The following is a 14,695-nucleotide window of genomic DNA, read 5'->3' as shown; positions in this document are numbered from 1 at the left end:
ACGCTCTTGAACATTCCATGCCTCCAGCGATGTCGGCTACCACCTTGCCGGAATCGGCGGTGTCCTCCTGGGTCGCGCGTACTTCGCGCGTCGCGGCCGGCCGTAGTGGTTCCGCCGGTTCGGTCGGCGCGGCCGGAAGCCGACCGTGCCGTGCGTCCGGTCGTCGTAATCGGTTGGGGGTTGCCGGGGTCGCTGGTTAGCGTGGCGGTATGACTGAGACCCCGGGAGCCGCTGACTGGCGCGCGGTGAATCGTGCCAACTGGGACGAGCGCGTCCCGATCCACACCGCCGGGGCGTTCTACGACGTGCCCGGCTTCGTCGCCGGCCAGGACCCGCTGCGGGACTTCGAGCTCGCCGAGGTCGGCGAGGTCACCGGGAAGACGCTGGTCCACCTGCAGTGCCACATCGGCCTGGACACGCTGGCATGGGCCCGGCGGGGCGCCACGGTCACCGGGCTGGACTTCTCGGCGCCGGCCGTGGCCGAGGCCGAGGGGATCGCCAAGGAGATCGGCGCGGCCACGGCCCGCTTCGTCACCGCCGATGTGTACGACGCCGTCGAGGTGCTCGACGCCCGCACGTTCGACATCGTCTACACCGGGCTGGGCGCGCTGTGCTGGCTCCCCGACATCGACCGGTGGGCCCGGACGGCGGCCGCGCTGGTCGCTCCGGGCGGCTTCCTCTACCTGGCCGAGTTCCACCCGTTCGCCGACATCCTGGCGGAGGACGGCCGGACCGTGGAGACGGACTACTTCCGGCGCGACCCGATGGTCTGGGACGAGCCCGGCACCTATGCCGACCTGGGCGCGGCGACCACCGCCAACGTGACGATCGAGTGGCAGCACGGGATCGGCGAGGTGCTCAGCGCCCTGGTGGCGGTCGGCCTGCGGGTGGAGTTCCTGCATGAGCACGACTTCACGCTGTTCCCCCGCTTCCCCGTCCTGGAGTCGGAGGACGGCGCCTACCGCTACCCGGCCGGGCAGCCGCGTGTGCCGCTGATCTACTCGATCCGCGCGACGAAGCCGGTGTAGCGGGGCCCGCCCCGCCGGGGTCACTTCTCGTAGACGAACTCGTTCGAGGGGCCGGCCGGGGACGAGTAACCGTTCGACAGCACGGTGACGTTGACGGTCTTGGTCTTGCCGAGGCCCACGCCGATGCCCTGCTCCGGCGCGGTGGCGACGATCGTGTCGGGCGGGCTGACATTGACGTGCTTCGAGGCCTTGTCACCGAAGTGGACGGTCGCCGTCGAGCCGAAGTTGACGCCCGTGATGGTGACGGAGGTGCCGGACTCGCCGGTGTCCGGGCCGATGCCGGTCACCACCACGGGGGCCGGGCCGCCGTAGGCGAACTGGCCGAACGGGACCGCCGGGGAGGTGCCCAGGCCGGTGGTGACGCGGACGGGGACGACGCCGACGCCCTGGGGCGCGGGGGTGGAGATCCGGATGCCGGTGGGGAGAACGGCGATGGCCACCTGTGAGCACGGCACCGTGCCGAAGTCGACGCCGGTGTACTGGTCGAACCCGCTGCCGGTGACGCTGATGACGACCTGGGTGCCCGGTGCGCCGGTACTGGGGCTCACGCCGGTCACCACCGGACCGGCGTCCACGTCGGGCGCGTAGAGCAGCCGCAGATAGGTGGAGTTGGCGTGCTGGAAGGCCACCTGCCCCATGAAGTCCTGGACCGACTTCTTCACCACCGACGGGTCGTAGGACCCGGGCGGCCCGTACGTGCCGTTCAGCCTCATGTCGTCGCCCGGCTGGGCGTAGACGTTGGGACCGGGCAGGCCGGCGATCGCCCCGATCACGGCCTTGACGTCCTCGTTCGCCGCCGGGCCGGGCGGATCCGGGTACCACGTCCTGGCCTCGTCGAGGTTGTTCCAGGCCTGCGGGACGAGGTCGTAGGCGTTGTAGTAGCGCTCGTTCGCCTGCCACTTCAGGGAGTTGACGTAGGTCGCGAAGTCCGTACCCCCGGCGGTGGGGGCGGCGAAGGTGTAGAGCGAGAACTGGGGGGTGCCGTCGGGCCAGGTGAGCGTCCGCAGGTACGGCGCGACCATGGTCGCGATGGCGCCGCCCAGGCTGTGGCCGATCACGTGGACCGTCGGGTTCGACGGGGCCTGGCGCAGGGCGGTGGTCAGGGCCTGGACGAGGGTGACACCCGCGCTGGTCATGGTGACGACCTCGGTGAACGCCTCCATCGCGCCCTTGGCGACCGAGACCGGGCCGGGCGGGGTGCCGACGGCGGTGAACGGGACGACCGTGCCGACGCCGAGGTCCTCCAGCAGGTCGGTCACGTTGGCGTCGGTGCCGCGGATCACCACGGCGAAGGTGTTGGAACCGTCGGTGTTGACGGCGAGGTACGCCATGTTGGCGTTGTCCGGACTCAACCCGACCCAGGAGAGCACCCAGGTGCCCCCGGTGGCGAGCGAGGGGTCGGCCAGCTGCAGGGTGATGCCGCGGGCCACCCGGGTGCTCTGGTCCGCGAGGGCCTCGCCCGAGGGGCGCGGGGTGGCGGCGGTCGCCGCGATCGCGGCGAGCGTCATGGCCGCCTGGGCGGCGGCGGAGGGGGGCGCTGCGGTCGCCATGCTCACTCCTGCGTGTTCGTCGGCCGGTTCACGATGGATCGTGTCCAACCTACGGACCGGAGAGCCCGCCCGGCGGGAGCACAACTGTGGGGTCACGCCATCGGGCTAGCGGAGGAGGGAGCGTTCGCCGGACGTGCGGTGCAGGCCCTGCCCGGGCGGGCAGGGCCTGGGACCTCTGTCAGGCGGTGAAGTTGGGGGAGTGGGCTTCGATGGCCTTCACGAAGGCGCTCCACTCGGCCTGGTCGAAGGCGAGGTGGGGGCGGGTGAGGTCCTTGTCGTCGCCGAGCCAGACGTCGCCGTTGGGGAAGCGGGCGATGATCACGCAGTCGCCGTTGCCTTCCCCGGAGAACGGGGACTTGACCCAGTCAGCGGTGGCGGGATCGTGGTCATACGGACTGTGCTTCTCGCTCACGTCAGCTCTTCCAACTTGCGCTCAAGGGCGGTGATGGTGTCTTCCGGAGACAGCGCGCACCGCTCGACTCGTGCGAAGGCCCGCTCGGCTCGCCGTACGTCGCGTCCCGTTCTCCGGGGGAGCATACCGCCGATGGCTTCGACGAATACGAAGCCATTTTCGGGGTCGTCGGGGAATCGCATGAGAGTGATGCCCGAGTTCAGGATGCCCTGTCGTCCCGCGCTCAAGGGGACCATTCGCAGGGTGATGTTGGGCTGTCCGGAGACCCTGATCGCGTGCCGAATCTGTTCGACAAGTACCTTCTGGTCCCCGGCCACGAGCAGCGCGACCTCGCCGAAGTACGCCTCAAAGCTGAGCGTGGGCGCCTCACTCAGCCGTCGCTGGCGAAGGATACGGACCTCCGCTCCAGCTTCGACCAACTCCTCGTTGGGCGCGTCCGTTCCGGCGGCGATCATTTCTTTCGCGTAGCCCTCAGTCTGAACGAGTCCGGGGAACCCTGAGGGGAAGTAGTTCTGCATGTGTGAGGCGTCGGCTTCGAGAGCGAGATACTCCGCGAAGGCCGGCGTGATCGCCTCGGCGTAGTCGAGGCTTCGCCACCACTGCTTGGGCGGACCGCTCCCGAGAAGGTTCTCGAAGTAGTCCCGATCCGCACCCGTCACGCCGTAGTAGTCCATGAGCGTTGCCAGGTCGTTGGCACCGACAGGTTGGTCTGCCCGTTCCATCTTGCTGAGGCGAGCCGGACTCCAGCCGTCCAGGCCACTCGTCACATCGATGAGGGTCTTGTTGTTCTCCAGCCGCAGGGCGCGCAGCTCGTCGCCGAGCCTGATCTGCCTGATCGCGGACAGGTCCTTGCTCAAGTGGGGCCCCTCCCCTCGGGTGTGGACGACCAGTCTTGCCGGACAGAACCGTTCGACTCAAGCCGTTTCAAGATCCACCGATTTTCTAAGGCGTTCTAGTTGCTATTTCGAATCGCCAAGCTCCACACTCAACGTGACCGCACGAACACGCTCCTGACGGGGTGTTGAGATGCGAAGGGGCGAACTATGTCCACTTTGAGCAGACCTGTCCTCCAGACCTGGGAAGCAGTCCTCACCGAGCACGCCGGCTCAGTGCGGACGGCTCGCCATCAGGTCCGTCAACGACTCACCGAGTGGGGGTGGCAGGGCGAGCGCGTCGACGATCTCGTCCTGATCACCTCGGAACTCGTCACCAACGCCGTGGTGCACGCCTGCCAGGGCCACGGTGAAGTCCGGATCTACCTCCAGGAGTTCGGCGGCGATTGCCGCCTGGAGGTGTGGGACCCGCGTTACGACCTGCCGCTCCAGGAGCGGCGTCCGCGCCGCTTCAACGAGGGCGGGCGCGGGATCGAGCTGGTCCGGGAGCTGGCCTTCGACTTCGGCGTGGTCGTGCGGCGCGGTGCGGGCAAGCGCGTCTGGGTGCGCGTCCTGCTGGCGGACGCCGATCCTCCTCCCCTTCTCAGGAATTGAGCACCATGCACTGCCGAGCGAAGCACCGCCGCCGTCCCAAGCACCGCCGCCACATCCTCACCGGACGTGATCACGCCTCGCGCGAAGGTCATCCGGTCCCGCGAGCCGGCTCCGCCGATCGCCCCTCCAGCCGCCCCTCGACCGCCGAACTCGTCACCGTAGCGGTCGTGTTCGCGCTCAGCCTCGGGCTCGCCTTCCTCGCTGCGGCCCTGGTCGGACCCGGTGAGCCCGCCACCGCCCGCGTCGTCTGGTGGACGACCCTCGCCGCCGCCCTGATGCGGGGCGTCACCTGGTCGGACACCCCCCTCGACCGCCGCCACCGGGGGAGGGAGCAGCCCATGGACCCGAGGGGCTCGGGATCGTCCACCCCACCGTGACCAACGTGCCGTTCGCCTGCATGGCGGAGCGCCGGGGCCCGGTCTCCGTACATGTCCAACACGCAGCTGCCCAACCGGGACGCGACCGTCGTCGTCGCCCGTGACTCCCGAGGCTTGGTCGCCGTACTGACCGCGCCGTTTCCTCCGTGCCGGGCTCCACGGCGCGACTCCAGCTCTTCGAGGCCCGTGGCCTGACCGTCGGCCCGCGCAGCTCGCGCCCGGTGAGGACGGGTTCGGGCTGATGTGGTGGTCGATGGACGACGCCCTCGCCGCAGTCGGCGAGGGGTGATTCCTCCTTCCGGGCGGCCCGCCGGCCCTGCTGCTCGCCGACCGGTGGCCGGTGGCGGTCTGAGTCCGGTCGCCCGTGCCCGTCACCCTCGGTGAGAGCTGTGGCGGTGGGCCCCGGGGAGGGGCGGTCGAGGGGCGGTCGAGGGGCAGGAACAGCGCTCCGTCACCGCCTCCCGGTCGGGGCACCGGGGGCGTGAGGTTGTTCGGTGCGCTGATCCGACCGGTGCCCACACGGGTGTGTCAGGCTTGTCGGAGAGGGGCTGGAGCACAACCGCGGTCGGGAGGCTCGCGATGGCCGAGATACAGGTGAACGGGGTGGCGCTGTACTACGAGGCCCGGGGTGCCGGGCCGGGCGTGGTGCTGGTCCACGGGTCCTGGAGCGACGCCGACAGCTGGGCGCGGGTGGTGCCCGGGCTGGCCGAGCAGGCCACCGTGGTCGCCTACGACCGGCGCGGGCACAGCCGCAGCGACGACCTGCTCACCCAGGGATCGGTCCACGAGGACGCGGCCGACCTCGCCGGGCTGATCCAGGGCCTCGGTCTCGCGCCCGTCTTCGTCTGCGGGGACTCCTACGGCTCGCTGATCACGCTGCGCCTCGCCGCCGCCCGCCCGGACCTGGTGCGCGGCGTCGCCGTGCACGAGCCGCCCGGGACGTCGATGCTGCTGGCCGACCCGGACCTGCGGCCCATCGCCACCGCGTTCGCCGGCCGGATCGCCGACGTGCGGGAACTGCTGGAACAGGCGGAGTCGGCGGCCGCGGCGGAGCTGTTCGTGGAGACGCTCGCCTTCGGCCCGGGAGCGTGGGCCCAGCTGCCCGCGCCGATCCGGCACACCTACATCCGCAACGCCCCGACGTACCTGGACGAGCTGCGGGACCCGGACGCGCTGGACCTCGACCTGACCGCGCTGTCCCGTTTCACCGAGCCCGCGCTGCTCACGCAGAGCGATGACAACGCGCCGATGTACGGCGAGGTGCTGGACATGATCGATCTCGTGCTCCCGAAGGCGGAGCGGCACCTGTACGCGGGTGCCGGTCACGCTCCGCATCTGTCGCAGCCGGAGGAATGGGTGCGGGTCACCCTCCCGCGCATCCTGGGGTGAGGCGCGCCCGGGGGGCGTGCGCCCGGAGCGTGCACGCCCCGTGACGGCCGCCGGGGGTTGGTTCACCTGAGGGGAGGAAGGATGTGTGCGGCCCTACGGGAACTCCGCCCCCGTGGGTGGGCCTCGGCGGAGCGCCTCACGCGGCTCCGGGTGTCCTGCGGGTGGCGACGTTCATCCGGTTCCAGGTGTTGACCGTGAAGATCAGCGCGATGAGCTGGGCCAGCGCCTTCTCGTCGAAGTGCGCGGCCGCCTCGTCGTAGACCGCGTCGGAGACGCCCTGCGGCAGCAGCGTCACCGCCTCGGTGAGGGCGAGCGCCGCGCGCTCCTCTGCGGTGAAGAGGCTGGAGTCCTCCCAGGCGCTCAGCTGGTAGATGCGCTCCTCGCGCTCGCCCGCCCGGCGGGCGTCGCCGGTGTGGTAATCGATGCAGTAGGCACAGTGGTTGAGCTGCGAGGCGCGGATCTGCACGAGTTCGACCAGGACCGGGTCGAGGCCCTGGCGGGAGGCTGCGTCCAGCGCCAGGACGGCCTTGAAGACCTTCGGGGCGACGGCGGAGAGGTTCATGCGCTGGGGGATCTGAACGGGTGTCATGCGTACGAGCCTAGGAGCGGATGCGGCCCGCGAGATGGTGCTTTCCGCAGGGGATTCGGTGGGTCAATTCTGCGCGGAAGTCCCGGCTTCGCCGCCCCGCAGCCGGTCGCGCTGCACCCGGTGGGCGAGGGCGCGGCGCACCGAGGCGGAGGCCATGGCGGCCTTCGGTGGACCGGCCGGGGGTGCGGTACGCGCGGCGGGGACGTCCAGGGCCCGGCTGATCGCGTCGTAGGCCGCGCGGTGGCTGCCGGGCAGCCGCTCCCGGTGCACTCGCAGGTCCTCTTCGAGCAGCCGGCGCAGCTCGTCGACGCCCTGGGGGGTGAAGCGCTTGCGGCCCCGGGCGAGTGCGGTGACGTGCCGGGTGCAGTGGGCGCGGTCGTCGAGGGTCTCGGAGACCTCCTCGGCGAGGCCCCAGAGGCGCCCTTCGAGCCAGGGCGTGTCGTGCTGGTCGAGCGAGACGTCCAGCGGGGGGTGCGGCTCGCCGCTCCCGTGCCTGGCCACCTGCTTGGAGACGGCCGGCTGGCTCATCTCGGTGAGCCGGGCGATCCTGCTCTGGCTCCAGCCGAGGCCGACGAGCACCTGGATCATCTCGGTGCGCAGGGTCCGCATCTCCTCACCGGCCCGGATGACCTCGTTCATGCCGGCGATGATCCGCTCGGCCTGGTCCTCGGTCAGGGTCTCGTACGTCGGGTGGGTGTCGCGGTCGCCTGCCATGACTCGGTTATACACCTGCGGCGGCGCTACCCATAACCGGGTTGTATAACCTGGTTATGAGTGCCATGATCCCTGCCATGCCCACCTACTCCGCACCTGACGGCACCCGACTCGCCTACCGCGTCCACGGGGACGGCGACCCGCTGCTCTGCATCCCCGGCGGTCCGGCGGACTCCCGCTACCTCGGCGACCTCGGCGGCCTGTCCGCGCACCGGCGGTTGATCGTCCCGGACCTGCGCGGCACCGGCCGCTCCGCCCTCCCGGAGGATCCCGCCTCGTACCGCTGCGACCGCCTGGTCGACGACGTCGAGGCCCTGCGCCGCCACCTCGGACTCGACCGGGTGGACGTGCTCGGCCACTCCGCCGGCGCGAACATCGCCACGCAGTACGCGGCCCGCCACCCGGCGAACGTCCGCAGGCTGGTGCTGGTCGGCCCCGGGACGCGGGCCGTCGGCATCGAGATCGACGGGGGGACCCGGCGCGAGGTGGCGCGGCTGCGCAGCGGCGAGCCGTGGTTCCCGGCGGCGTACGCCGCGCTGGAGGCGATCACCGAGGGGACCGGCACCGACTGGGCGGCCGTCGACCCGTTCTTCCACGGGCGGTGGGACGCGGCGGCGCGCCAGGTCCAGGAGGCCGGGCGGCCCGGCAACCCGGAGGCCGTCGAGCGGTTCGCGGCCGACGGCGCCTTCACCCCCGGGGCGACCAGGGCGGCGCTCGCCGCCCTCCCCTCGCCCGCGCTGCTGCTGACCGGGGAGTTCGACCTGAACAGCCCGCCGCGCCCGGTCGCGGAGTTCGCCGCACTGTTCCCCGACGCCGAGCCGGTCGTCCAGCCCGGGGCTGGCCACTACCCGTGGCTGGACGACGCCGACCGGTTCGTGGCGACGGTGGCCGGCTTCCTGGGGTGACGGGCCGGCGGGTTGTCCGGGCCGGGCTTTTCCCGGGGTGGCGTGGGCCGGCTTCCCCGGGGTGACGGGCCGGCGGGTTGTCCGGGCCGGGTGCGGGCCGGTGCGGGTCAGCGGCAGAGGGCCGTGCGCACCACGTCGTCGACGCGGGACCGGGACGGCTGGTCGGTCAGCTGGACGGTCACCGCCACGTTGGCGGCCCGGCCGTCGGTGGTGACGCCGCCCCGGGTCTCGAACCCGGGGAAGCTGCCGCCGTGACCCCAGTAGACGCCGGGGCCGCACGGCAGCGGCATGCTCACCAGGCCCAAGCCGTAACCGGCGCCGGGGCCGAAGGTCTCCTCGGCGGGAACGGTGTCCTGCATCTGGCGGAGCTGCTCGGGCAGGAGGAGGCGGCCGGGGGTCAGCAGCGCGCTGTAGAAGCGGTTGAGGTCGGAGTTGGTGGAGACCAGCTGGCCCGCCGCCCAGCCCCAGGAGGGGTCCATGTCCGTGATGTCGACCAGGGCGCCCGCCTCGTCCCGGTAATAGCCGTGGGGGTGGGCCTCCCGGATGGTCGCGTCACCGGGGGCGGGGAAGTAGGTGTGGCGCAGACCGAGCGGCTTGATGATGCGCCGATCGATCTCCGTGGCGAGCGACCGGTGGGTGACGCTCTCGACGATCAGGCCGGCCAGCACGTAGTTGGTGTTGCTGTACGCCCAGCCCTTCCCCGGCTCGAAGTCGGCCGGGTGCCGCAGCGCGATGCCGACGAGCTCGCGGGGGTCGTAGTAGCGGACGTCGTCGTCGAGGTACTTGCTGTAGTTGGGGAGTCCGCTGGTGTGCTGGAGGAGCTGGCGGACGGTGATGCCGTTCCCGTCGATGCCCGCCCCGGCGCCCTCGCCGCGGACCAGGCCCGGCAGGTAGTCCTCGACCTTGGCGCCGAGGTCGATCCTGTGCTGGCCGACCAGCTGCAGCACGACCGCCGCCGTGAAGGCCTTGGTGTTGCTGCCGATCCGGACCTGTCCGTCGTCGGGCACCTTCGCGCCGGTCGTCACGTCGCCCACCCCCGCGGTGTAGGTGCGGGTGCGGCCGTACCGGTCGGTGACGCTCGCCAGTGCACCGGGAGTGCCGTCCGACTGCAGCAGCGCGGTCAGCCCCTGCTGGACGGCGTCCGGCCGGGACGTCCCGGAGGTCGCGGACGTCCCGGAGGCCGCGGAGGCCGCGGGCGCCGCGAGGAGCCCCATCGTCATGGCGCCCCCGGCCACGGCGGCCGCGGCCCGCAGGGCCCTGCGCCGGCCACCGCCCTGCTGCCGGTCGGAAGAACGGAACCTCTGCGATGCCTGCTCGCGCACGGGGCAACTCCTGGGTGATCGTCGGGAATCCAGCGGTAGGTGCTGGTCCCAGCATGTCCAGGGGCGACCGTCCGGGACGATCCTGCTGTCCGCCCAGGTGAGGGTGGGGCTAACCCCCCGTCATACCGGTCCGATCGGGCAGCGGTGGAGAGGGGGCGGAGGCCAGGTGCGGGGTGGCGGCGTCAGTCGGGCGTGCCGGGCGTGCCGGGCGTGGCGGGCTTACCGGGAGTGTCGGGGACGGCGAGGGCATCGGGGACGGCTCGGGTGTCGAGCGTTCCGGGGGTGGCGGCGGCGGTTCCGGTGGGGCTCGGTCTTCTGCACATGAGGGGCTCTCCACGGTTCGACGGCGTGTGCCCGGGACTCTAGTCATGGACGCGTCAGGCCGAAAGGGGGCGTACGGGCGCAGCCGCGCGGGCCCCCGTGCGCCGGGGCCCGCGCGCGAAGGTGAGGTGGTCAGTCGCCGAGGCTGTCGCGGACGGCCTCGACCAGGCGATCGGCCCGCGCGTCGCCGTGGCCGATCATGCGGTTCGCCGTGTAGGCGAAGCCGATGCCGAACTCGTCGTCACCGAAGGCGAACTGGCCGCCGGCGCCGTCGTTGCCGAAGCTGCGGGCGCCGAGCATCGGCCGGAACGACGGCGAGGGTAGCAGGACCCCCGAGCCCCAGCGGGCGCCCAGGTCGAAGCCCAGGAAGCCGGCGCCGGAGGAGAGTTCACGGACGGCGTCGGTGACGGTCGCCGGGGAGAGCAGTCGCTCGCTCCGCCCGCCCGTGGTGCGCTCGACGCCGGTGACGGCGGCCGCGTACAGGCCGGCCAGACCGGTCGCGGAGGCGACGGCGCCCGCCCCCGGCAGCTCGACGGCGTGCAGCGCCGGGTCGTTCCACCCGCGCGGCTCGTCCAGGCCGGGGAAGACGAGCGCGCCGTTCATCGTCACGATCCGGGTCAGCAGGTGCTCCGGGCCGGGCAGCGGGCGGCGGCCCTCGGCCTCCACCAGCCGCGCCAGGCGGCCGAGTTCGGACGGCGGAAGGCCGAGCCAGGCGGACAGCCCGAGCGGCTCGCCGATGGTCCGGCGGAAGAAGGCGCCCGGGGTGAGGCCGGTGATCCGCCGGACGACCTCGCCGAGCAGGAAGCCGAAGACGTGGCCGTGGTACTCGAAGGTCGTACCCGGCTCCCAGAGCGGCTGCTGCTCCTCGATGGCGCGGACGACGGGCGCCCAGGCGGCGATCTCCTCGAAGGAGAGCGCGGCGTCCAGGGCCGGGAGCCCGGCCCGGTGGCCCAGGACCATCCGGCAGGTGATCGCGTCCTTGTCGTACCGGCCCGTGCGCTTCGGATCGGCGTCCGGGCCCGCGAACTCGGGCCAGTAGCGGCTCACCGGCGCGTCGAGGTCGAGCAGGCCCTGCTGCGCGAGGAGGTGGACCGAGATCGCCACGAGGCCCTTGGCGCAGGAGAAGACCGGGACGACGGTGCCGGCCTCCCACGGCCGGCCGGTGCGCTCGTCCGCGACGCCGCCCGACAGCTCGACGACCTTGCGGCCGCCGGCGAAAACCGTGACGGCGGAGCCGAGTTCGGGGAAGTCGGCGTAGTTGCGCGCGAAGGCGTCGGCGACCGCCCCGAACCCTTCGTCGGCCCACCCCTGGTGCTGCTGCATCGGTCCGTCCCTCCGTGTGCGACCGCACCCGGCGGCCAAGATCATCGACTGGCCCACGGTACGGCGCGGGGCGGCCCGGCCACGAACGATTTACGGGGGGAGCAGGGGCCGGAACGGGCCTGCCCCGCCCCGGTTCCGCGCCGTCCGTGGTCACTTGTGGTTACTCAGGAACCGTAGGAGAGTGAGCGCTGACATGGAAGAACGCACTTTCCCGTGACGGGGGAACCTCATGGTGACCAAGCAGTTCGGTGACTCGCCCGAGGAGGCGGACCTCCGGCGGGCGGACTCCCTGGCACGGGAGATCTTCTCGGACGTCGCCAACAAGTGGGCGCTCCTGATCATCGAGGCCGTGGGTGAACGCACCCTGCGGTTCAGTGAGTTGCGTGCCGAGGTGGAGGGCATCAGCCACAAGATGCTGACCCAGAACCTGCGCATGCTGGAGCGCAACGGGCTGGTGGAGCGGCGGGTGTTCCCCGTGGTGCCGCCGCGGGTCGAGTACACCCTCACCGAGCCGGGCCTGGGCCTGCGCGACACCGTCCACCGGATGTGCGACTGGACCCGCCGCAACCTCGACCACATCGAGACCGCACGCAGCCGCTTCGACGCCTGAGGTGTTGCGTCCGGCCCGTGTTGTCCGGACTGCGCTGTCCGGCCTGTGCTGTCGGACTGTCCCGGCCGGTGCGGTGTTCGACCGGCGCCGGGCGCGGGACCCGCCGGGCGCCGGACCAGCCGGACCTGCTATCCGGTCGGGGGAATGTGCTGGACAGCGGGGCCGGTGCGGCAGATGGTGGGCAGCATGGAGTTCACCCATCTCGGCCGTACCGGCCTGACCGTCTCCCGACTCTGCCTGGGCACCATGAACTTCGGCCCGCACACCACGGAGTCCGACGCCCACCAGATCATGGACACCGCCCACGAGCGGGGCATCAACTTCTTCGACACCGCCAACTCCTACGGCCGCGACGAGGAGGGCAACCAGAAGGGCCGCACCGAGGAGATCATCGGCAGATGGTTCGCCCAGGGCGGCGGCCGCCGCGAGCGGACGGTGCTCGCCACCAAGGCGTACGCGCCGATGGGCGACTGGCCGAACGAGGGCCGGCTCTCCGCGCTCGCCATCCGCCGCGCCGTCGAGGCCAGCCTGCGCCGCCTGAACACCGACCACATCGACCTGTACCAGATGCACCACATCGACCGGGACACGCCCTGGGAGGAGATCTGGCAGGCGATGGAGGTCCTGGTCGCCCAGGGCAAGATCATCTACGTCGGGTCCAGCAACTTCGCCGGCTGGCACATCGCCCAGGCCCAGGAGGCGGCCCGCTCCCGGCACTTCCTCGGCCTGGTCAGCGAGCAGTCCCTCTACAACCTGATCGACCGCACGATCGAGCTGGAGGTCGTCCCCGCCCTCCAGCACTACGGCCTCGGCCTGCTGCCGTGGTCCCCGCTGCGCAGTGGTCTGCTCGGCGGCGTGCTGCGCAAGCTGCGCGAGGGCGCCGCCGTCCGCGGCGCGATGGGCCATGCGAGCGAGGTCCTGGAGGCCAACCGCGAGCGCATCCAGGCCTATGAGGACTTCGCCGCCGAACTCGGCGCCGACCCGGCCGACCTCGCCCTCGCCTGGCTGCTCAGCCGCCCCGTGGTCACCGCGCCGATCATCGGCCCGCGCACCGCCGCCCACCTCGACGCGGCCGTCGCCGCGCTGGACCTCAAGCTCGACCAGAAGACCCTCGACCGCCTGGACGAGATCTTCCCCGGCCACCGCCCCGCCCCGGAGGACTACGCCTGGTAGGACGGGCCGGCCTCTGGCGCGGCGTCTCTCGTCCCGTCCCTCTCGTCTCATCCCGCTCGTCGCGCCCTTCGCGCCGTGCCCCGGTCCCGGGCGCGGCGCGAAGGGCTTCGGCGCGGCGCGCACGGGTGGGCCGCGGGCCTTCGGCGTACCCGCCGGTCACCCCGGTGGGCTGTGGTAACACTGGCTGACATGACGGAAAGGCCTGCCGAGCGCAGTAGTTACCACCACGGGTCCCTCCCCGCGGCGCTGGTCGCGGCGGCGCTGGCGCTGCTGGACGAGGAGGGGCAGGCGAAGGTCACCATGCGGGAGGTGGCACGGCGGGCGGGCGTGTCCCCGGGGGCGCCGTTCCGGCACTTCCCCGACCGGCAGGCGCTGCTGACCGAGCTGGCGGACCAGGTGCTGGCCGACTTCGAACGGTGGCAACTGGCCGAGATCCAGCGGAGCGAGGGCCCCGCGATGAAGGCGATGGGGCTGGGGTTCGTCCGCTACACCATCCATCACCCGCACCGGTTCGAGCTGGTCCGCTCCCGGGTGTTCACCGCCTCCCGGCAGCCGGAGCTGCGGGAGCGGCTCGCCGGGATCGACGAGGCGCTCACCGGCTTCATCGTCGCGGACCAGGAGGCGGGCCGGCTGCGCCCCGGGGACCCGGCCCTGGTGGGCCTGGCCGGGCAGGCGCTGGTCTACGGGCTCGCGCAGATGATCCTGGACGGGTACCTGCCGCCGGAGAAGGCGGAGGAGCTGGCGGTGCGGGTGCTGGACACCTTCGGCCAGGGGATCGCCGGCCGGAGCTGACCGAGTGTCAGTCCCGGTCGTCAACCACCTTTTCCGGTAGCGGATTTGAGGGCACGCGGAGCCTTGACCGGACTCCCGCTCGCTGATGTAATCACCGCTTACATAGGTGGAGCAGAGAGCTGGGGGCACACATGTTCGCCAAACCGACTCCGGGATACACCACCGCGGCCGTCACCGGGGACACCGTGGTGCTGCTGATCGGGATGCGCATCAACCGCTTCTGGGCCGTCCACCACTGGATGCCGGTGATGGCGGCGATGTTCCGCATGCTCCACGACCTGGCCAAGGAGCCGGAACGCGGCCTGCGCGGCCGCATCCTCCTGACCGCCTCGCCCCGGACGTACTACATCGTCCAGTACTGGGAGTCCAAGGAGAAGCTGTACGCCTACGCGTCCGCGCCGGACGCCTTCCACCACAAGGTGTGGGGGATGGTGAACCGCAAGATACGCGCCGGGAAGGTCCGCGGGCACGTGGGGCTCTGGCACGAGACGTACATGGTGCCGGAGGGGTCGTACGAGGCGATCTACTTCGACATGCCGCCGTTCGGGCTGGCCGGGGCGCACGGGTCGCTGCCGCTGGAGAGCCGGGGGCGCCGGGCGTCGGACCGGCTCGCCTACCGCTCGGCGGCGGGGGGCCGGAAGGCGCCGGGGGAGACATCCGGGGGCGGGACGGCGCCGCAGTAGTAGGCCGGGCGACCCCCGGG

At 71.9% G+C, this 14,695-nt stretch carries 16 protein-coding genes; 9 read left to right on the top strand and 7 right to left on the bottom strand.

The features are described 5' to 3' along the window. Window positions 1–209 precede the first annotated feature (209 nt). A complete protein-coding gene (locus ABZ495_RS16955; protein WP_359809304.1) occupies window positions 210–1,028 on the top strand; it encodes a methyltransferase in 819 nt (272 codons plus the stop codon). Window positions 1,029–1,048: 20 nt separating this feature from the next. Here ABZ495_RS16955 and ABZ495_RS16950 read toward each other — a convergent pair whose 3' ends face one another. The 3 genes from ABZ495_RS16950 to ABZ495_RS16940 form a co-directional block, all read right to left on the bottom strand. Next, entirely contained in the window at window positions 1,049–2,578 is a 1,530-nt protein-coding gene (locus ABZ495_RS16950; protein ID WP_359836566.1) for an IPT/TIG domain-containing protein, read from the bottom strand. 178 nt (window positions 2,579–2,756) lie between these two features. Further along, window positions 2,757–2,990: a DUF397 domain-containing protein gene (locus ABZ495_RS16945; protein ID WP_329486737.1), complete on the bottom strand. Its 234-nt coding sequence runs from the start codon at window positions 2,988–2,990 to the stop codon at window positions 2,757–2,759. Beyond that, window positions 2,987–3,847: a helix-turn-helix transcriptional regulator gene (locus ABZ495_RS16940; RefSeq protein ID WP_359809308.1), complete on the bottom strand. Its 861-nt coding sequence runs from the start codon at window positions 3,845–3,847 to the stop codon at window positions 2,987–2,989. The genes ABZ495_RS16945 and ABZ495_RS16940 overlap by 4 nt, the downstream gene beginning before the upstream one ends. A 195-nt stretch (window positions 3,848–4,042) precedes the next feature. Between ABZ495_RS16940 and ABZ495_RS16935 the strand changes: the two genes are divergently transcribed. From ABZ495_RS16935 to ABZ495_RS16925, 3 genes are all read left to right on the top strand, one after another. Further along, a complete protein-coding gene (locus tag ABZ495_RS16935; protein ID WP_359836564.1) occupies window positions 4,043–4,477 on the top strand; it encodes an ATP-binding protein in 435 nt (144 codons plus the stop codon). Between the two features lie 167 nt (window positions 4,478–4,644). Continuing rightward, the gene (locus tag ABZ495_RS16930; RefSeq protein ID WP_359836562.1) at window positions 4,645–4,854 is read left to right on the top strand and encodes a hypothetical protein; all 210 of its coding nucleotides are present in this window, start codon (window positions 4,645–4,647) and stop codon (window positions 4,852–4,854) included. Window positions 4,855–5,433: 579 nt separating this feature from the next. After that, the gene (locus ABZ495_RS16925) at window positions 5,434–6,243 is read left to right on the top strand and encodes an alpha/beta hydrolase (RefSeq protein WP_359809314.1); all 810 of its coding nucleotides are present in this window, start codon (window positions 5,434–5,436) and stop codon (window positions 6,241–6,243) included. A 136-nt stretch (window positions 6,244–6,379) separates the two neighbouring features. Here the strand turns inward: ABZ495_RS16925 and ABZ495_RS16920 are convergent, their stop codons facing one another. After that, complete coding sequence (locus ABZ495_RS16920; RefSeq protein ID WP_359809316.1) at window positions 6,380–6,832, bottom strand: carboxymuconolactone decarboxylase family protein; 453 nt, start codon at window positions 6,830–6,832, stop codon at window positions 6,380–6,382. 63 nt (window positions 6,833–6,895) lie between these two features. After that, on the bottom strand, window positions 6,896–7,546 hold the full coding sequence (locus ABZ495_RS16915) for a sigma-70 family RNA polymerase sigma factor (protein WP_359836561.1): 651 nt from the start codon (window positions 7,544–7,546) through the stop codon (window positions 6,896–6,898). 77 nt (window positions 7,547–7,623) lie between these two features. Between ABZ495_RS16915 and ABZ495_RS16910 the strand changes: the two genes are divergently transcribed. Continuing rightward, window positions 7,624–8,451, top strand: a complete 828-nt coding sequence (locus ABZ495_RS16910) for an alpha/beta hydrolase (protein ID WP_359836559.1) — start codon at window positions 7,624–7,626, stop codon at window positions 8,449–8,451. 107 nt (window positions 8,452–8,558) lie between these two features. On the opposite strand, the gene ABZ495_RS16905 is transcribed toward ABZ495_RS16910, so the two are convergent. Together ABZ495_RS16905 and ABZ495_RS16900 are read right to left on the bottom strand one after the other, a co-directional pair. Continuing rightward, a complete protein-coding gene (locus ABZ495_RS16905) occupies window positions 8,559–9,773 on the bottom strand; it encodes a serine hydrolase domain-containing protein (protein ID WP_359836557.1) in 1,215 nt (404 codons plus the stop codon). A 453-nt stretch (window positions 9,774–10,226) separates the two neighbouring features. After that, window positions 10,227–11,417, bottom strand: coding sequence for a serine hydrolase domain-containing protein (locus ABZ495_RS16900; RefSeq protein WP_359836556.1), 1,191 nt, complete (start codon window positions 11,415–11,417; stop codon window positions 10,227–10,229). A gap of 229 nt (window positions 11,418–11,646) precedes the next feature. On the opposite strand from ABZ495_RS16900, the gene ABZ495_RS16895 reads away from it, so the two are divergent. The 4 genes from ABZ495_RS16895 to ABZ495_RS16880 all read left to right on the top strand — a co-directional run bounded on the left by ABZ495_RS16895 (window position 11,647) and on the right by ABZ495_RS16880 (window position 14,675). After that, window positions 11,647–12,027, top strand: coding sequence for a helix-turn-helix domain-containing protein (locus tag ABZ495_RS16895; protein WP_359836554.1), 381 nt, complete (start codon window positions 11,647–11,649; stop codon window positions 12,025–12,027). Window positions 12,028–12,213: 186 nt separating this feature from the next. After that, the gene (locus ABZ495_RS16890) at window positions 12,214–13,200 is read left to right on the top strand and encodes an aldo/keto reductase (RefSeq protein ID WP_352290815.1); all 987 of its coding nucleotides are present in this window, start codon (window positions 12,214–12,216) and stop codon (window positions 13,198–13,200) included. 189 nt (window positions 13,201–13,389) lie between these two features. Then, window positions 13,390–13,992: a TetR/AcrR family transcriptional regulator gene (locus ABZ495_RS16885; protein ID WP_359809327.1), complete on the top strand. Its 603-nt coding sequence runs from the start codon at window positions 13,390–13,392 to the stop codon at window positions 13,990–13,992. A 131-nt stretch (window positions 13,993–14,123) separates the two neighbouring features. After that, entirely contained in the window at window positions 14,124–14,675 is a 552-nt protein-coding gene (locus ABZ495_RS16880; RefSeq protein WP_359809328.1) for a DUF4188 domain-containing protein, read from the top strand. Window positions 14,676–14,695: the final 20 nt, after the last annotated feature.

This window comes from Kitasatospora sp. NPDC005748 (assembly GCF_040630735.1).
Taxonomy (GTDB): domain Bacteria; phylum Actinomycetota; class Actinomycetes; order Streptomycetales; family Streptomycetaceae; genus Kitasatospora.
The sequence above is the reverse complement of the archived record's forward strand: the minus strand, read 5'-3'. Positions and strand labels throughout refer to the sequence as shown.